The organism is Rhodococcus sp. NPDC057529 (assembly GCF_042802055.1).
Taxonomy (GTDB): Bacteria; Actinomycetota; Actinomycetes; order Mycobacteriales; family Mycobacteriaceae; genus Rhodococcus_F.
Genome location: NZ_JBHVEY010000039.1, coordinates 1 through 18,614, shown reverse-complemented (window position 1 = coordinate 18,614; position 18,614 = coordinate 1). Strand labels below are relative to the sequence as shown.

Below are 18,614 nucleotides of genomic sequence, written 5' to 3'. Positions count from 1 at the left end.
ACGATGGCTTACGCACTCGGAATCGATATCGGTGGCACCAAGATCGCAGCAGGCGTGGTCGACGAAAACGGGCGAGTCGAGCAGTCGATTCGCCGGCCCTCACCCGCGCACGACTTCACCGCGGCCCTGTCCACGATCGGCGACATCGTCACGGAACTGTGCGGCCGGTATCAGCTGTCGGCAGTGGGGATCGGCGCGCCGGGCTTCGTCGACAACGACCTGCAAACCGTTCGACTGGCAGCCAACCTCGGCTGGCGCGACGTCGACCTCGGCGCCGCAGTCACCGCATTGACCGGGCTACCGACGGTCGTGGAAAACGACGCCAACGCGGCCGCCTGGGCGGAATACCGGTTCGGCGCCGCCTCCGACACCGAAACGGCGATTGTTCTCACCATCGGCACGGGCATCGGCGGCGGCCTGATCAACAACGGCGCCATTGTCCGCGGCCAGCACGGCTTCGCCGGGGAGGTCGGTCACCTCCTGATCAAAGCCGACGGCCGTCGGTGCGGATGCGGGCTGCGAGGCTGTTGGGAACGCTACGGATCCGGCACCGCGATCGTCCACGAAGCCCGTGAGGCCGCCAACGTGGCCCCCGCCAACACCAAGCGCCTGATGGAATTGGCTGGCGGGGACATCAATCGCATCGATGGTCACCTCGTCACCCAAGCGGCCGTCGAAGGCGATCCCACCGCCCTCGAGGTCTTCGACACCGTCGGCACCTGGATCGGGATCGGTATGGCCCAACTCGCGACGATCCTCGATCCCGGGGCCTTCATTCTCGGCGGCGGGGTCGCCGAGGCGGGCGAGTTGCTCCGTGCACCAGCTGCGGCAGCGCTGACCAAGCGGCTGACCGCCCGAGCGTCCCGCAGCGGACCACCGGTCCATATGACCACCCTTTCCGGGGAGGCCGGCGTGATCGGCGCGGCCGACCTGGCCCGCACCCTGGTTGCCGAGATCCCGCTACCGGCCTGACTCGAGCTGACCTGACCACCCCATCTCCCCACCACCACAACCACAGTGACCGTTATAAGGAACTTGCCATGACTGATATCCCGTTCCGCGTCGGAGTCCTCGGTGCCGGCCAAATCGCGCAGGCCGCCCACTTCCCCGCCTGCCGCAAATCCAAGGACGTCGAGCTGTACGCGATCTGCGACGCCGCCGACGACCTGCGTGACCGGATGACCCTCGTCCACCAGCCGACCACCTCGTTCGACGACTACGACAAGATGCTCGCCGACGAAAACGTCGACGCCGTCGTGGTGGCCGTCGCCGACCAGTTCCATGTGCCGCTGGCCGTCCGCGCCCTCGACGCCGGCAAACACGTCCTCGTCGAAAAGCCCATGGGCGTGACCGTCGAGGAGGCCGAAGACCTCGTTGCCGCGCAGCAGCGCAACGACCGCGTCGTGCTCGTCGGCCACGAGAAGCGCTACGACCCGGGCATCGCCTTCGCCCACGACTTCATCCAGGACGAGATCGGTGAACTCATCGGACTCAAGCACTGGTACTGCGACTCCACCTACCGCTACGCCTTCACCGACACCGTTCAGCCCCTGATCGAGCACAGCGCGGCACCGCGCCGCCCGTCCGGCGACCCCAAGGCCAACCGGCAGCGGTACTACGTCCTCGGCCACGGCAGCCACCTGCTCGACACCGCCCGCTACCTCGGCGGCCCGATCACCGCGCTGCGCGCCCGCCTGTCCACCAAGGCCGGCACCTTCTGCTGGTTCGTCGAAGCCGAATACGAGAACGGCTGCCTCGGCCAGTTCGACCTCACCCTGGCCGTCCGCATGGACTGGTGGGAGGGTTTCCAGGTGTACGGCAGCGAAGGCAGCGTGGTCGGCAAGGTGCACAACCCCTGGTACCTCAAGACCGCCGAGGTGCAGGCCTTCTCGGCCAAGGACGACCAGTTCCACCAGCCGATCGGCGCCGACGCCAACGTGTTCCGCCTGCAGATCGAGGACCTCGCCGCCGCCGCCCGCACCGGGTCCACCCCGCGCGGCGCCACCGCCGTGGACGGCCTGGCCAGTGTCCGCGCCATGGTGGCCCTGGCCCGCTCCGTCGAATCCGGCGACTGGGTCCGCCTCGCCGACGTCGAGGGTGGTGTGTGATGAAACTCGGCATCTTCGCCAAGACCTTCCCCGGCGGCATCGACGAGAACATGGCCGCGGTCGCCGCGGCCGGTATCCGCGCCGTCCAGTACAACCTGTCGATCGCCGGCATCGACACCGTGCCCGGCCACATCCCGCCGGGCACGCTCGACACGATCGCGCAGGCCTCCGCCCGGCACGGCGTGGAACTGGCCGCGATTTCCGGCACCTTCAACACCGCGCACCCCGACCCGCAGGTCCGCGGCGCCGGCATTGCACGGTTCCCGGTCCTCGCGGCGGCGGCCGCCGAACTCGGCATCCCCGTCATCACCCTGAGCAGCGGCAGCCGCAACCCCGACGACATGTGGCAGCACCACCCGGACAATTCCACCCCGCAGGCCTGGCAGGACTCACGTTCGAGTCTCGAGCAGCTCGCCGTGATCGCCGAGAACACCGGCGTCACCATCGCGTTCGAACCCGAACACACCAACGTCGTCTCGACCGCAGCACTGGCCCGCACGATGCTCGACGAGGTCGGATCCGACCGCCTGAAGATCGTGTTCGACGCGGCGAACCTGCTCGACACCGCCGACCTGAGTTCGACCACGATGACCGCGGTGATCGATCGGGCCCTCGACCTGCTCGGCCCGGATCTCGCACTCGCCCACGCCAAGGAACTCGTCGTCGGTCGGGCGCAGGTCGCGCCCGGCGAGGGCGTGCTGCCGTGGCAGCACATCATCGACAGGCTCGCCGCGGTGAACTACACCGGGGCCGTGGTCACGCACGGGCTTCCCGCTGCCGGAGTTCCCATCGCGGTCGACACCCTCACACCGCTGATCGAAGCCGAGACCGCGGTGCCAACGAGCAACAGGAGCATGTGATGCCGCGGATCATCCGAGACGACGGCGCCCGCCTCGAATACGAGGTCCGCCCCGCAGCCGGCGGAGCGGCAACTGCATCGTTTCTCTTCCAGCATGGGATGGGCGGGAACCGGCAACAACCCCTGAGCTACCTCGGTGCTCTACCCGCAACCGATCTGATCGCGATGGACGCGCGGGGTCACGGCAACAGCAGCGATGTCCTCGCCCCGTCACGGTGCGACTTCGGCGCGTTCGCCGACGATGTCATCGCCCTGGCGGACCGCCTCGAACTCGACCGGTTCGTTATGGGCGGGATCTCCCTCGGCGCCGCGGTCGCCCTGAATGTCGCGATCCGCTACCCCGACCGGATCTCCGCTCTCGTGATCTGCCGACCGGCGTGGCTCGATGTCCCACACGTCGACCGCAACCGAGGCGCCTACGCGCAGATCGCCGACCTCCTCGATACTCATGAGGTGGACGAGGCGCTCGACCTGTTCACTCAGACCCCGACCCACAAGGAAGTCGAGACCGAGTCACTTTCTGCCGCACAATCATTACGACACCAGATCACCCGGCCCCGGGCCGCGCTCAATGCCGAAATTCTGCGCCGCTTCCCCGGCAGCTCACCCGCGCCCGACCTCGCGGCGTGGCGGCAGATCACGGCCCCGACCCTGGTCATCGGCCACACCGACGACCCGTTCCACCCCTGGGCGATCGCTGAGTCCACCGCCAATCGCGTACCCGAAGCGCGGCTCGTCGAGGTCACCAGCAAAGACCGCGACCCGGGCCGCTTCGCCACCGAAATCGACGAGGCGATCCACACCTTCCTCGACCACGTGACCACAGCCTGACCGCACCACCACCGCAAACCTGCCGCGGGCGGACCCCGAGATGTAGTGCTCGGCAGCCGCTCACGGACGCACCACAGCCAGCCACCCGCGTCCCGCCCCACAAGTCCACTCCTGAACCCGCCAATCACCTGCCCGGGTGTCCTCCCAGGAAAGACGATCGGCGCCTGGCACGCAGCATCTACGTAGATCATGTGCCACCGAGAAGCGGAAGCTTTAGACATCTACGACATCCATCACCTCCATGGGGCCGGCATACCATCCGGCCACCGCGCGCAGAGAGACCGACGAATAACAGTGACAACAAACGCAATTCGAATGGAACCGGGACTCCGCGGGGGTGCCGCGCCGACGACTGCGGCGCATCCGGACGACTGGACCGAACTGGACACCAAGGCCGTCGACACCGCTCGGGTGCTCGCCGCCGATGCGGTGCAGAAGGTCGGCAACGGCCACCCCGGCACGGCCATGAGCCTGGCCCCCCTCGCCTACACCCTGTTCCAGCGCGTCATGCGTCACGACCCCACCGACGCCGACTGGGTCGGCCGGGACCGGTTCGTGCTCTCCTGTGGACACTCCAGCCTCACCCTCTACATCCAGCTGTATCTGTCCGGGTACGGGCTCGAACTCGGCGACCTGAAGGCGTTGCGCACCTGGGGCTCGAAGACACCGGGCCATCCCGAGGTCGGGCACACCCGCGGTGTGGAAATGACCACCGGCCCGCTGGGGCAGGGGCTGGCGTCCGCGGTCGGGATGGCGATGGCGGCCCGCCGCGAACGCGGCCTGTTCGACCCGGAACCCGCGCTCGGCGAAAGCCCGTTCGATCACCACATCTACGTGATCGCCTCGGACGGCGACATCGAGGAGGGCGTCACCGCGGAGGCGTCCTCGATCGCGGGCGTGCAGCAGCTGGGCAATCTGATCGTCTTCTACGACGACAACAAGATCTCCATCGAGGACGACACCGCCATCGCGCTTGGTGAGGACGTCGCCGCCCGGTACGAGGCATACGGCTGGCACGTGCAGGTCGTCGACGGCGGCGAGAACGTCGACGCGATCCTCGCGGCCGCCGAGGCCGCGAGGGCCGTCACCGACCGCCCCTCGATCATCCTGCTGCGCACCATCATCGGCTACCCCGCCCCGACCAAGATGAACACCGGCGGGGTGCACGGCTCCGCCCTGGGCGCCGACGAGGTTGCCGCGGTCAAGGAGATTCTCGGCTTCGACCCGGACACCAGCTTCGACGTCGACCCCGCGGTGCTGGCACACGCACGCCGGATCGTCGACCGCGGCAACGAAACCCGCCAGCAGTGGCAGCAGGCCGTGAACGCCTGGGCCACCCGGGAACCGGAACGTTTCGCCCTGTTCTCCCGCCTGCAGGACCGCGCCCTGCCCGCCGGCTGGGCCGACGTGCTGCCGACCTGGGAGCCCGACGCGAAGGGTCTCGCCACCCGGAAGGCGTCCGCCGCCGTCCTGAACGCCGTCGGACCGGTGCTGCCCGAGCTGTGGGGCGGCTCCGCCGACCTCGCGGAGAGCAACAACACCACCATCAAGGGCGCCGACTCGTTCGGTCCCACGTCCATTTCCACCAGCATGTGGAACGCGGAGCCCTACGGTCGCACCCTGCACTTCGGTGTCCGCGAGCACGCCATGGGCTCGATCCTCAACGGCATCGCCCTGCACGGTCCGACCCGCCCCTACGGCGGCACGTTCCTCGTCTTCAGCGACTACATGCGTCCCGCCGTCCGGCTGGCCGCGATCATGAAGACCGCGGTCACCTACGTGTGGACGCACGACTCCATCGGACTCGGCGAGGACGGTCCCACCCACCAGCCGATCGAGCACCTCGCGGCGCTGCGCGCCATCCCCGGCCTGTACGTCGTGCGGCCCGGCGACGCCAACGAGACCGCGCACGCGTGGCGCGCCGTCCTGGAGAAGGGCGCCGACGAGGCCACCCGCGCTCCCGCCGGTCTCGCCCTGACCCGCCAGGACCTGCCGGTCCTCGAAGGCACCAGCTACGAGGGTGTCTCCCGCGGCGGTTACGTCCTCGCCGACGCGTCCACCGGGGCACCGGAGGTCGTGCTCATCGGCACCGGCTCCGAGCTGCAGCTGGCCGTCGCCGCCCGTGAGGCCCTCGAGGCCGACGGCATCCCCACCCGGGTCGTGTCCATGCCGTGCGTCGAGTGGTTCGACGCGCAGGACCAGGCCTACCGCGACGGCGTGCTCCCCCCGACGGTCAAGGCGCGGGTCGCCGTCGAGGCCGGCGTCTCCATGCCGTGGTACCGCTTCGTCGGTGACGCAGGCGAAATCATCTCCATCGAGCATTTCGGTGCCTCCGCCGACTACAAGACCCTGTTCCGCGAGTTCGGCTTCACCGCCGAGGCCGTCACCGCCGCCGCTCAGCGCTCGCTCGCACGCGTGAAGGGATAACGCCATGACTCAGAACCCCAACCTCCAGAAGCTCTCCGAAGCCGGCGTCTCGGTGTGGCTCGACGACCTCTCCCGTGACCGCATCGAGTCCGGCAACCTCGCCGAACTCGTCGCCACCAAGTCCGTCGTCGGGGTCACCACCAACCCGTCGATCTTCCAGGCCGCGCTCAGCAAGGGCCACGTCTACGACGCGCAGGTCCGGGAACTCGCCGAACGCGGCGCCGACGTCGAAGCCACCATCCGCACGGTGACCACCGACGACGTCCGCGCCGCCTGCGACGTCCTCGCCCCGCAGTTCGAGGCCAGTCACGGCGTCGACGGCCGGGTGTCCATCGAGGTCGACCCGCGCCTGGCCCACGACGCCGACAAGACCGTCGCGCAGGCCGTCGAACTGTGGAAGATCGTCGACCGCCCCAACCTGTTCATCAAGATCCCCGCCACCGAGGCCGGCATCCCGGCCATCGCCAAGGTGCTCGGTGAGGGCATCAGCGTCAACGTCACGCTGATCTTCTCGGTGCAGCGCTACGAACTCGTCATGGGCGCCTACCTCGACGGCCTCGAGGCCGCGAAGGCCGCCGGCCACGACGTCTCCCGCATCCACTCGGTCGCCTCGTTCTTCGTCTCCCGCGTCGACACCGAAATCGACAAGCGGCTCGACAAGATCGGCACCCCCGACGCCCTCGCGCTGCGCGGCAAGGCCGGCGTCGCGAACGCCCGCCTCGCGTACGCCGCGTACCAGCAGGTCTTCGAGGTGGCGCCGCGGTTCCAGGGTCTGCTCGCGGCCGGTGCCCGCCCGCAGCGCGCACTGTGGGCGTCGACGGGCGTCAAGAACCCCGACTACCCGGACACCCTGTACGTCGCCGACCTGGTGGCCCCGAACACCGTGAACACGATGCCGGAAAAGACTCTCGACGCGTTCGCCGACCACGGCGAGGTCGCCGGCGACACCGTCTCCGGCACCGCCGTCGCGTCGCAGGAGATCTTCGACCAGCTCACCGCCGTCGGCATCGACCTGCCCGACGTGTTCAAGGTGCTCGAGGACGAGGGCGTCGACAAGTTCGAGGTGTCCTGGAACGAACTCCTCGACGCCACCGCCGACCAGCTCCGCACCGCCGGCTCGGCCCACTGAAACTGCCCCGTCGGCGACTGCCCACCCGCGTCGCCGACGGGTGCACCCATCCCACGGCACCCGCACTTGTGTCGACCACCCACAACCAAGGAGCCACGAATGACCACCACCCTCACCCCACATCGCATCGGACAGTTCGTCCGCCGAAACACCAAGCACGGCTACCGCACCGGGCAATGGGCACAGATCGTGATGACCGTGCCGTCAACCGACCGCGACTGCTGGCTGGTGATCTACCACGACGGCGAAACAGACGTCATCCCTGTCGACGACAACGGAACATACTCATTCCGTTCCGAACCGATCGACTGGCGGCGCTGACAAATAACAAACCAGCCGTCGCACCCGAAGTCCTGACCCTGACAGCGCTCTGCCGAGCAAAAGCATTCAAGACTCTGCAGCAAGTGTTCTCCAAAGCAGTCACCGCGAATCAAATGAGTGAAACGGAGGTAGTGCCAGCAAACCCAAATATGGTGGAGTCGCGGCTTCTCCAAAGTCGCCCTTCGTCGGTCAGAAGATCCGCTTTGGCGGCAATTGGTTCAAGCGGAGTTGGAGGACAGCCGTCACAGGTCCGTTGTCATTACTGATCCCGGGCGGCCGCCAGGACACCACGCTGCGTCGGCTCCTAGGGAGTAGCCGGTAATCGTGAGCTTCTCTATTTGCCTGATCGCCACGTCGGTGAGCACCACCGTGTCCTTGTTGAGGGCGTCGAGTCTCTGTCGGCGTAGGCGTGGCCGTTATAGGAACGCTTGCGACATGTAGGGCCATATAGAGCAGAGCGTTGACTTCGGCCCGGTCACCGCGGGCGGTGATGATGGCGTCGGAGACCGGTTTGATGACCCCGACAGGCCTTCTGAGATAGGCATTTTCGCAGGTCTCCCAGGTATCAGGGACGATTAGATTGAACGTCGCCGCGCAGCCAGTGGGGTCAGCGACCGCGTGCCCGGCTCTCGAACGTCTTGCGGCCATGTCACTTCATCTGCAGTGGCGAGAGTGACGAGCTCACACCCTTTGGCGTAGTTCCGGATGCCACGCACAACCTCCGCGAAAACGCACCGGTGAGGTGAGGGCTACGGTGACCGAATTCGCCACCTGAGTTCAACGGGATATGCCGATAACTCCTTCTCCCCGCACTTATTTCGCACGCCGCCTGCTACCCGAACCCACCGCGCACTCCCGGAGCGATGAAAGAAGCGCTAACTGAGGTAGCTGCCGCTTCCCGCGACTGTCCGGCTCCGCGGTGTAGACCAGCAACGTCAGGCCATCGCCCGCCGTCAGGTCGAGCGCCTCGTTGGTAAGATCGAGTTCGCCGACGACCGGGTGACGCAACACTTTCGCCCGGTGCGATGGAACAATACGTTGCGGGCTGCCCAGCGGGTTCGGAATTCTTCACTGCGGGTGGCTAACTCATCGATGAGGTTCGTCAATTCACGATCGTGTGGACGCTGACCTGCTTCGGCGCGAAGCACCGCTACCATGTCGCTCGCGGTGCGCTCCCAGTCACCGTAGAAGTCGTTGGCACAAGGATCGAGAACGTGAACCGCGCTGTGTGCGGCTGGGTCGTCGAACCATCGAACAACGGCCAGTACAGCGCGCGACCCAACACGTTGGTGACCACGACGTCGGCGCGCCCGTTACGCACCCACGCCGGAGCCATGATGGTGTCGAGGACCCACTGAATGGATGCACGGACCCTCTGCGCCGCCCGAGCGAGATCGAAGAGATGGGTCCGCTCCGCCTCGTCGAGGCGCAGTGCACCGGCGAGGGTATTCAGGACGCTGTCGGAGGCGTTGCTGAGGTCTCCTCGCCCGAGCCGGGTGTAGTAGTCGACGCTCACTCCGGCGAGCATGGCGACCTCCTCGCGGCGGAGTCCCGGCACGCGCCGCTTCCCGCCGAACGCCGGGAGTCCCGCCTGCCGCGGAGTGAGCCCGGGCCCGTCGGGTGGCCAGGAATTCACGGATCTCGCTGCGGTTGTCCACGCTCCCCAGCGTAGGGCGGTCGCCCAGCGGTTGGGAGGCCTTGCCAGTACCTGGTTGAACAGGACCTGCCGGATCGGGGAGTGCGGTGTTGTAGTGGATATCTACACCTCGCGACCGGCCGCCGAGTACACACCGACGCTACCCCTCGCACACCAGCACCCTCCGCCACCACGAAGAAGGAACCGTGACCGTCACCCCAACGGACCCCACCACCGCAGGACGCACCCACCCCACCGCGATCCTGGCCATCATCCTCTTCAGCTACTTCATGATCCTGCTCGACAACTCAATCATCTTCACCGGGCTGCCGACTATCGGCGAGGAATTGAATCTCTCCCCCACTGGACTGTCTTGGGTCCAGGACGCCTACACGCTCGTTTTCGGTGGCCTGCTGTTGCTCGGCGCGCGTCTCGGCGGCATCCTCGGCCGACGACGTGTGTTCGTCGCAGGATTGGCAGTCTTCGCCGTCGCCTCTCTCCTCGTCTCCGTCGCCCCCACCGGCGCCTCGCTCATCGCGGCGCGCGCACTCCAGGGCATAGGTGCCGCGATCGTCGCACCGTCGTCGCTGTCTCTGCTGACCGCCAGCTTCCCGGAAGGGCGCGAACGAACCCGCGCCGTCGCCTGGTACGGCGCGGCCGCCGGCATCGGAGCCAGCTTGGGCCTCGTTATCGGCGGCGCCCTCACCAGCGCGGTGTCGTGGCGTGCCGGTTTCTTCGTCAACGTGCCGATCGGGATCGCCATGATTGTCCTCTCGCCCCGCTATCTCCCGCAGACCGCACGCATCAGCGGTCGGTTCGACGTCGTCGGCGCCCTGGCGGCCACCCTCGGGATGAGTGCCCTGGTGTTCGCCATCGTCGAGTCCGCCGAGTTCGGCTGGTCCGCACCGAGCACCCTCGTCGCGCTCGCAGCCGGAGTGGCCCTCCTCGCCGTTCTCGTGTTCAACGAATCCCGGGTGGCCCACCCGATCATGCCGCTGCACCTGTTCGCCAGCCGCGTCCGCACCGGCGCCTATCTGGCCCGGATGCTCTACCTCGGCGCGATGATCGGCTTCTTCTTCTTCACCACCCAGTTCCTCCAAGGAGTGCTCGGCTACAGTGCGCTGCAGGCGGGTGTCGCCTTCTTCCCGATGACGGTGGTCAATTTCGTTGTTGCCCTTACCATCCCCCGCCTGACCCGTCGAGTCGGCAATGCGACTCTTCTCACTGCCGGTGTACTACTCACCCTGGTCGGGATGGCGTGGCTCAGTCGGGTCGATGCCGGCAGCGCCTATCTCAGCGCGGTCGCCCTGCCTATGGTGCTCATCGGCGCCGGCCAAGGCCTTGCCTTCGCTCCCCTGACCGCGGCCGGAATCAGTGGGGTCGACCAGGCCGATGCCGGCGCGGCATCCGGGCTCGTCAACACCGCGCACCAACTCGGAAGCGCGCTGGGTCTCGGCATTCTCGTCGCCGTGTCGACCACCGTGTCCTCCTCTACAAACACTTTCGACGGACTGGCGCAGCACGTGTCCACCGCACTGACGGCCGGCGCCGGTCTCCTCGCCCTTGCTCTGGCAGTGACACTGGCCCTGATTCTCCCTGCCGGGCTCAACGAGCGTCGCTGCATTCGCGGCGACGACGGCGTCGCCTCCCCGCATGCACAGCATTCCGACCCTGTCGACGCAACACCGACCGGAGCCCGCACGCGCTGAGATCTTCTACCTGCCAACAGCTCCCGTGTTTGTTCACCACTCATCGAAAAAATCCGACGCCCAACCCACGCGACCGCCGTGCCCCACCGATCCCCAGGAGGAACTGATGCTCGGACTCCAGCTCGTCGTCGCGCTCGGCATCACAGTCCTCGTAGGTAACCTGCTCGCGCGCCGGTTCGGTGTTGCCGTCCCGGTCGTGCTGCTCGCCACGGGCCTGCTCCTGAGTACCTTCCCGGTGTTCCATGACGTCGGACTCCCACCCGAGATGGTCCTCCTGCTCTTCCTACCCGCGTTGCTCTTCTGGGAGAGCCTGACGACCTCCCTGCGGGAGATACGCCGCTTCCTGCGCGGAATCGTCTTGACCGGCACGCTCCTCGTCGTCGTCACGGCCACGACAGTCGCGATCGTCGCGCACGCGTTCGGCCTGTCCTGGGGAACGGCGTGGCTCATCGGTGCCGCGCTCGCCCCCACCGACGCGACCGCGGTGGCGGCCCTCGGACGCGGGTTACCTCACCGGCACCTGACGACCCTACGGGCCGAGAGCCTGATCAACGACGGCACTGCGCTGGTTATCTACGGCCTGGCGTTGGGCTTCGTCACCGGGGAGGCCGACATCAGCCCCGCCCATGTGCTGGGCCTGTTCACACTGTCCTTCGCCGGAGGCATCGCCGTGGGACTCGTCGCGGGGTGGCTCATCTTCCATGCGAGGCGGCGCATCCGAGACCCGCTGCTCGGCAACGTCGTCACCCTCCTGATACCGTTCGTCACCTACCTCTTGGCCGAAGAGATCCACGCCTCGGGGGTCCTGGCCGTCGTCACCTGCGGGCTCCAGATGGCTCGGGTCGCGCCCCTGGCGATCAGCGCCCAGACGCGACAGCAAGCCACCCCGTTCTGGACCTTGACGACGTTTCTTCTCAACGGCGCCCTGTTCGTCCTCGTCGGCATGCAGCTGCCGGCGGTGGTCTCGGGGCTGTCGAGCGCCGCGCTCGGCACGGCGGTCCTGGTGACGGCCGCCGTCTACGCAACGGTCCTGCTGGTCCGCCTCGGCTTCCTCACCATCACCATCTACACGATCCGTACTCTCGACCGTCGCCCACAGCAACGGCTGCTGCGCACGACGGCCCGAGGCCGCGTCGTCAGCATGACCGCAGGTTTCCGGGGGGCGGTCTCGCTCGCCGTCGCCCTCGCGGTCCCGGCGACCTTGCCCGGCGGCGGCGGTTTCCCGGCCCGCGACATGATCGTATTCGTCACCGCCGGCGTCGTCGTCGCCTCGCTGGTGTTCCAGGGCCTGGCCCTCCCCCGAGTAATCCGATGGGCGCGACTGCCGGAGGACACCTCCTTCGGTAACGAGCTCCGCCTCGCCCAGCGCACCGCGACTCAGGAGGCCCTCGAACTGCTGCCGCAGATCGCGGACTCACTCGGTGTCGACACGGACATAGCCGACCAGGTCCGCATCGAGTACGACGCGCATCTCGCGCATTCCCTCGCCGAGGACGAGGACGAGGACGACACCCGCACGGAGTCGGTGCACCGGCGCCGCCAGTACCACGGGCTGAGTCTGGCACTCATCACGCAGAAACGGCAGACGATCGTGCAGTTGCGCGACGAGGGCGTTATCGATGACACCGTCCTGCGCAAGATCCAGTCCCAGCTCGACATCGAAGAAGTCCGCCTCGCAGGCCCACCTGAGGTGGATTGATGCCTGGCGAATCCGCAAGACAATGACCGATCCAGAAGGAGAGACCATGAATACGTGGCAACCCCAGGACGCACGCGCCGTCACCTCGCGTCAGGAGGTGCAAGTAGCCACCCGCCGACGTGACGGCAGCCTGCGGCGCCCCACGACGATCTGGATCGTCGGCGACGCCGACCGGGTGTTCGTCCGGTCAACGAACGGCCGCACCGCAGACTGGTTCCGCGGTGCCATCGCTACAGGCACAGGACAGATCGTCGCCGGCCGCACCGCCTACGACGTCGAGTTCATCGAAGCCGACGACAGCGACCTGGAGCGTATCGACGCGGCCTACCGCACAAAGTACGGCCACTACTCCTCCATCGTCGACCACCTCGACGAAGACGCCCCCCGCGCCGCCACACTCGAGGTCCATCCCGCCTGACCACCACCAACCCGACCGGAATCAGCACATGCGCGGCAGCATCATCCACGCCCCCGGCGACATCCGCTTCGAGCAGCGCCCCGACCCGATCATCGTCGAGCCGACCGACGCCATCATCCGGACCGTCGCCACCTGCGTCTAAGGGCCGGACCTGTGACGCTACCGCGGGATCAGCGACGTACCGCAGCCGGTACCGATCGGGCACGAATACGTCGGCATCGTCGAGACCGTCGGCGGCGACGTGCGCACCGTGAAACCGGGACAATTCGTCATCGGCGAATTCCTCGCTAGCGACGACACCTGCCCACTCTGCCGGGCCGGCGCCCACGCCAACTGCCAGAACGTCACCGGATACGACGGCTGCCAGTCCGAGGCGATCCGCATCCCCCACGCCGACGGCACACTGCTCGCCACACCCGAAATACCCGACACCGCATAGTCCGGTGCACGGCAATCACCGCCTTCGCGGAGGTATGCCCTCTACAGGAATGGCCTAAGGTGAACACAAGTTGCATCCTGTGCACCGACGACCGCGTCATCAGCCCAGATTGGTCCCGGCAGGTGAGCCGCGAGCGCCTCGGCGCACCCGCCATCGAACTTGCCGGCAGCCATTCCCCCATGCTCTCCCGGCCGGCCGACCTGGTGGAAGCACTCTGTCAGCTCACTGCCGACACAATCACGACCCAGCAAGAAGCCACCGCTTAATCCCCGCCATTATTAGCTTCTCTAAACACTCTGCCACACAGTCCTATTCACTCCACGTTTCGTCCAGTACTGAACTCTAGTTCACCTGGTGGTTACGGGAGAACCTCTCGGAGTTCGGGATGAGCGTTGGACCCGGCTCTGCATTCTTGAAGGAGAAAGAATTGATTCAACTGCGCACAAACCGGAAGTTGGCTGCTGCAACGGCTATTACCGTCGCCGGCATTGCCCTCACTGGGTGTTCAGCGGACGCGACGACTGGCTCAAACAGCTCCGGCTCAGTTTCCGATTTCGACGCCACGAGCATCGGTGTCAACGCCCTCGATACCCTTTACGCGGGAACAGAATCGGATCCACCCATGGAAGCACCGAAGTCCCCGGGCAAGAAGGTGGTCTACTGGATCTCCTGCGGACAGCAGGCTCCGAACTGCGCAAATAAGGCCGCGGAAGGTGAGACTGCGGTCAAAGCCCTAGGGTCGGACTTCAAACTTGTGGACGGGAATCTGGGGATCGCCGGCGCCTATGCAGACGCGATCCGCACCGCAATCGCTGCCAATGCCGATGCCATAGTCCAGGATGCCTTTCCTTGCACCGACGTTCAGCAGCGGCTGAAGGAAGCAAGGCCTGCCGGGATCACCGTTGTCGGCATGGACACCATCGAGTGGAATACCGCAGACTACGTTCCGAACGGCCCGTGGACGAATGCATTCCGATCCTCACTGATCAAACACTCGGAGGCCACCGCCGTGTACCTCCCTTTGATGGAATGGCAGCGTCCCTCGGTGGAGCGCAGGCCATCCGCGATGCGGGCAAGAGAACCTGTGCTGGAAATCCATCATTCGGTGGCGACTGCATGGTTGCGGTGGGCGGTCTCGGGACAAGTGAAACTCTCGACCTGATCCGAGGCGGTCAGTGGACAGGCGTCGGCTCCGGATACGACAGTGGATGGGTCGCGTGGGGTGCAGTCGACACGCTCAACCGCGTTTTCAACAACCAGCCCACCGTTCCTGAGGGGATCGGGTTCACCGCGATCGACAGCGAGAACAACCTTCCGTCGGACAAGGGCCCATCTTTCGCAACCTCTCGCGACTTCCGAGGGGCGTACCTGAAGGCATGGGGCGTCTCCGGTTAAGCCTGGATCTACCCGTGCAGGGTGGGTCCGGGTGAGTTGAAACGGCGAGATGCCCTTGCATGCTGAAAGAATTGGACTTCTTACAGAACCCGTTCGATCGACACGAAGGGCATCTCTAGTGCGTTGGCCATGAACGTTCACCGGTCAGGCCGCGGCTGCGCCAGCCCGTGGTCGGCCCCAGCGTTGTTGGCGTTCGCTGCGGACGCGGGCGCGTTCTTGGCGTTGGGCTGCCAGGACGTCAGGGTGGCGGGCGTTGACGTTGCGCCAGCGCAGGTAGTCCTGCAGGCGCCGAGCCAGAACGGTGTGGTTGGCGTGGTTCGAATCGCCCATCACGAAGGTGCGCAACGGCCCGAACTGGGCCTCGATCGGGTTCGCCCAGGACGCGTTGGTCGGCGTGAAACACAGTTCGACGTTGTTTTCCGCCGCCCAGGAACGAATTTTGGGTGTCTTGTTCGCCGAAAGGTTTTCCAGGATCACATAAACCGGCTCGCCGTCGGGGCGCGCGGCCCTGATCGACTTGAACGCGGCCAGGCTGTGATCGCCGCCCTTGCGGCGGCGGGTCACGCCCCACAGCTGGTCGTCACCGAGGCTGTAGCAGCCGTGGAAGTACCGGATTCCGTGGGTGCGGCGGTAGGTCGCGGGCAGCCGATGCGGCTTGGACCGCGGTGCCCACGCCGATCCGTGGCAGGGCCGGATCGACAACGGACCGAACTGGTCGAACGCGAAGCACCGGTCCAGGTGCTCGGTGGTGACCTGCTCGATCCGGTCCAGTTTCGCCTCCTTGTCCGGGTCGGTGGACTCTTTCCACGTGCGGGTGCGCTGGAACGTGATCCCACGCTCACACAAGATCTGTCGCAGCCGCTCGCGCCCGACCCCAACGGCCCGGACCGGGTTGTCGGCCAGATAGGCGGCGAGTTTGCGCAGGCTCCAGTGCGTGAACGGCAGACGGCGAATGCGGCGGAGCTGCAGGAGGTGTCCGAGCTTGGCCGGGCGCGTGGTGGCCGTCGTGACGACGAAGGCGATGTCGTCATCGGTGATCAGGCGGGGACGGCCTCCCGCCCACCGAGGGTCCAGTGCGGCCAGGCCTTTGTCGTTGAACGCGTGGATCACATCCCGCACTGTGTCCTCGTCGGCGGCCACCAGCCGCGCGATTGCCGGCACTGGTGTCCCGGACGCCGATGCCATGATGATCATCGCCCGGCGCACCCGGATCGCCGACCCCTTGCCGCGGCGCACAATCTGCTGCAGCCGCATGCCTTCCGCATCGGTCAACCGACGCGCTCGAACCGGTTCCGCCACAAACCACCCCACACTCTCGACAGCTACTACCGCCCTCGAGAATGCAGCAATCCCCGGACATACCGCCGGATTCTCAGCGGTGTGTCACCCACCCGGCCAACGTTCGTGGTCAACGCACTAGGGTGCAACTATCCCACACCATCGCCACCCGATTCCTCGATAGCCTCGCCGAACGAACCCCACTCGTCTCCGGTCCCGACACCGGAACGGGTGGGCGGATCCTCGTCGACATCGACGCTTCCCCAAGCACTGAAATAGATCGGGTTAGACCTTCACAAACACCTCCGGAGGTGTCACGAAGGAAGTGAACATCAACACTTTCCTCAGAGGATCGGGGACGTGGCCGCGTCGCCCGATGCTCGTGACACCCCCGGAGGTGCGCTTGTGTCTGTGCACGTTGTCCCAGCCACATCATCCACCATCGTCGTCGCCATCGATGTCGGCAAGAACGTCGCTGCCATCTCCGCGACCGATTCGTCGTGCAGGGCGGTACCCCCACCATCCTGCCGGTGCACGGGCACCGGAAGCAGGGCTCGGGCTACGGATACACCGGGTCCGCGGGTTGAACGCGTTGATCGCCACCGCTACCACCGACGGGCGGGCACCGGTGATCGTCGGCCAACGCCTGCGCCGCGGCGGCTGAGGGTCCCCGCGCGGGGCATCCCGGATGGTCAGCGACGCCCTCGCCACCTTTTGACCGCGAGGTTCACGGCGTCGGGTGCGGTGCATGCCCGGCGACACACCCTCGCGTGCCTGAGGTGTGTGCGCCTCCTCCGCGGTCGGCCCGTGTCCTGGTAAGCGTCTTATCCGCACTTCACCAGGACACGAGGTTCTGGGGCGAACTCAGGTCAGACTGGGTTACGTCCTGAGGTTGCGCTGTACTACTGGCCGAGGATCTTCCGTTGCTGCGCCGTGTAGCGCGCGCCCCTAATATGGACTTGGGAAACGGCGGCTTCGATGCGCTGCAGATCGTCGATCGTAAGTTCCACGTCGTCGGCACCGATGTTCTCATCAAGACGATGCAACTTGGTCGTACCGGGGATCGGTGCGATCCACGGCTTTTGTGCAAGCAGCCACGCGATGGCTATCTGGGCTCGGGTCGTTTGCTTGGCGCCTGCTATATCACCCAGAAGCTCAATCAATGCGAGGTTCACTTGGCGCGCATCAGCTTCAAAGCGTGGAAGTATCTTGCGAATATCGTTGTCCCCAAACGATGTTTTCGCATCGATCGCTCCAGTCAAGAAGCCCTTACCGAGCGGACTGAACGGCACGAGCCCAATCCCTAGCTCTTCAAGTGTCGGCAATACGGTCCGCTCGGGCTCACGCCACCACAAGGAGTATTCGCTCTGTAGCGCCGTGACCGGCTGGATCGCATGGGCTCTGCGGATGATGCCCTCCCCTGCTTCAGACAGACCGAAATGCTTGACCTTGCCTTCTCGGATCAGGTCCCGAACAGTGCCCGCGACCTCCTCGATTGGCACATTGGGGTCGACCCGGTGCTGATAGAACAAATCGATGCGGTCGGTCTGCAGGCGTTTCAGTGACTGCTCGGCGACAAACCGGATTCGTTCGGGCCTACTGTCCAGTCCGGTGGTGGAATCGCCGTCTTGAAGCCGAACTTTGTGGCGATAGCGACTTGATCACGAACGGGTGCGAGGGCCTCACCAACGAGCCTCTCGTTCGACTCCCCATATGCCTCAGCTGTGTCGAACAACGTCACACCCTGCTCAGCGGCAGCCCGGATCAGCTTGACGGCCTCGTCTGAATCCGCAGCCGGGCCGTAGCCGAAGGTCATTCCCATGCAGCCGAGCCCGATGGCTGACACTTCGAGGCCTTCTTTCCCCAGGATGCGCTTCTTCATTTGTTCTCCAATCGTTTGGCCACCATCGACGAGGTCGTTCTGGAGGAGTTGGTTGGTAGTGAACGTGCACGGTTCGGGCCACGAGCCGGTGCCTGTCGTGCCGCCAAGGTTGGCGTCGTATAGCGATGTCCTGATTATGCGCGGTCCTCAGGTCTGGACGTATGTTGCTTCACCGACTGCACGAGGGTTTCCGATGGCTAGTCCATCGGGTACGTAGCCGACGATCGGAGCGTCGATAACGGGCTATCACTCGGCGTAATCAGATATAGAGAATTCCAAACTCCTGCCACGACAACTATACACGGAATCGTCACTCCTCCAACCCAATTAGTGTGATGTAATCGATCGATCGAAGTCTCGAATAGCCTAGCTAGATCCGAATCGATATGGATATGCTGTGCGAGCGGCTGCGCTGTCCTAACTTCATTCGAGCGCTGACGTGGACACCCAGCCCGTTCATGCTTCCGCAAGGCGGGCGGGTTT

Annotated in this window: 13 protein-coding genes and 4 pseudogenes; 14 read left to right on the top strand and 3 right to left on the bottom strand. The window is 65.9% G+C overall.

The window, feature by feature from the left end:
• Positions 1-3 precede the first annotated feature (3 nt).
• From ACFU5V_RS40600 to ACFU5V_RS40570, 7 genes are all read left to right on the top strand, one after another.
• On the top strand, positions 4-972 hold the full coding sequence (locus ACFU5V_RS40600) for an ROK family glucokinase (RefSeq protein ID WP_378706757.1): 969 nt from the start codon (positions 4-6) through the stop codon (positions 970-972).
• Between the two features lie 68 nt (positions 973-1,040).
• Entirely contained in the window at positions 1,041-2,108 is a 1,068-nt protein-coding gene (locus tag ACFU5V_RS40595) for a Gfo/Idh/MocA family protein (RefSeq protein ID WP_378706755.1), read from the top strand.
• Positions 2,108-2,968, top strand: coding sequence for a sugar phosphate isomerase/epimerase family protein (locus tag ACFU5V_RS40590; RefSeq protein WP_378706753.1), 861 nt, complete (start codon positions 2,108-2,110; stop codon positions 2,966-2,968). Before ACFU5V_RS40595 ends, ACFU5V_RS40590 begins: the two co-directional genes overlap by 1 nt.
• Positions 2,968-3,798: an alpha/beta fold hydrolase gene (locus ACFU5V_RS40585; RefSeq protein WP_378706751.1), complete on the top strand. Its 831-nt coding sequence runs from the start codon at positions 2,968-2,970 to the stop codon at positions 3,796-3,798. Before ACFU5V_RS40590 ends, ACFU5V_RS40585 begins: the two co-directional genes overlap by 1 nt.
• Positions 3,799-4,113: 315 nt before the next feature.
• Positions 4,114-6,225, top strand: coding sequence for a transketolase (gene tkt, locus ACFU5V_RS40580; protein ID WP_378706749.1), 2,112 nt, complete (start codon positions 4,114-4,116; stop codon positions 6,223-6,225).
• A 4-nt stretch (positions 6,226-6,229) separates the two neighbouring features.
• Positions 6,230-7,354 (top strand): transaldolase, encoded by a 1,125-nt coding sequence (tal, locus tag ACFU5V_RS40575; RefSeq protein WP_378706747.1) that lies wholly within the window; start codon positions 6,230-6,232, stop codon positions 7,352-7,354.
• A 99-nt stretch (positions 7,355-7,453) separates the two neighbouring features.
• Positions 7,454-7,675 (top strand): hypothetical protein, encoded by a 222-nt coding sequence (locus tag ACFU5V_RS40570; RefSeq protein WP_378706745.1) that lies wholly within the window; start codon positions 7,454-7,456, stop codon positions 7,673-7,675.
• An 813-nt stretch (positions 7,676-8,488) separates the two neighbouring features.
• Here ACFU5V_RS40570 and ACFU5V_RS40565 read toward each other — a convergent pair.
• Positions 8,489-9,342: pseudogene (locus ACFU5V_RS40565) on the bottom strand (helix-turn-helix domain-containing protein).
• A 175-nt stretch (positions 9,343-9,517) separates the two neighbouring features.
• On the opposite strand from ACFU5V_RS40565, the gene ACFU5V_RS40560 reads away from it, so the two are divergent.
• From ACFU5V_RS40560 to ACFU5V_RS40535, 6 genes and pseudogenes are all read left to right on the top strand, one after another.
• Positions 9,518-11,020 carry an MFS transporter gene (locus tag ACFU5V_RS40560; protein WP_378706743.1) on the top strand — a complete coding sequence of 501 codons (1,503 nt, stop codon included), beginning with the start codon at positions 9,518-9,520 and terminating at the stop codon, positions 11,018-11,020.
• A 106-nt stretch (positions 11,021-11,126) separates the two neighbouring features.
• Entirely contained in the window at positions 11,127-12,719 is a 1,593-nt protein-coding gene (locus ACFU5V_RS40555; RefSeq protein WP_378706741.1) for a Na+/H+ antiporter, read from the top strand.
• A 46-nt stretch (positions 12,720-12,765) separates the two neighbouring features.
• Positions 12,766-13,137 carry a DUF2255 family protein gene (locus ACFU5V_RS40550; protein WP_378706739.1) on the top strand — a complete coding sequence of 124 codons (372 nt, stop codon included), beginning with the start codon at positions 12,766-12,768 and terminating at the stop codon, positions 13,135-13,137.
• Positions 13,138-13,165: 28 nt separating this feature from the next.
• A pseudogene (locus ACFU5V_RS40545) lies at positions 13,166-13,567 on the top strand (alcohol dehydrogenase catalytic domain-containing protein); the annotation flags it as partial.
• Complete coding sequence (locus ACFU5V_RS40540; RefSeq protein WP_378706791.1) at positions 13,471-13,842, top strand: alpha/beta fold hydrolase; 372 nt, start codon at positions 13,471-13,473, stop codon at positions 13,840-13,842. The pseudogene ACFU5V_RS40545 and the gene ACFU5V_RS40540, both read left to right, overlap by 97 nt.
• 119 nt (positions 13,843-13,961) lie before the next feature.
• Positions 13,962-14,738 carry a hypothetical protein gene (locus ACFU5V_RS40535; protein WP_378706737.1) on the top strand — a complete coding sequence of 259 codons (777 nt, stop codon included), beginning with the start codon at positions 13,962-13,964 and terminating at the stop codon, positions 14,736-14,738.
• A 377-nt stretch (positions 14,739-15,115) separates the two neighbouring features.
• Here the strand turns inward: ACFU5V_RS40535 and ACFU5V_RS40530 are convergent, their stop codons facing one another.
• Positions 15,116-16,225: an IS630 family transposase gene (locus tag ACFU5V_RS40530; protein ID WP_378706735.1), complete on the bottom strand. Its 1,110-nt coding sequence runs from the start codon at positions 16,223-16,225 to the stop codon at positions 15,116-15,118.
• 542 nt (positions 16,226-16,767) lie between these two features.
• Between ACFU5V_RS40530 and ACFU5V_RS40525 the strand changes: the two are divergent.
• Positions 16,768-16,910: pseudogene (locus ACFU5V_RS40525) on the top strand (IS1380 family transposase); the annotation flags it as partial.
• A 241-nt stretch (positions 16,911-17,151) separates the two neighbouring features.
• Here ACFU5V_RS40525 and ACFU5V_RS40520 read toward each other — a convergent pair.
• Positions 17,152-18,131 (bottom strand): annotated as a pseudogene (locus ACFU5V_RS40520) (aldo/keto reductase).
• Positions 18,132-18,614: the final 483 nt, after the last annotated feature.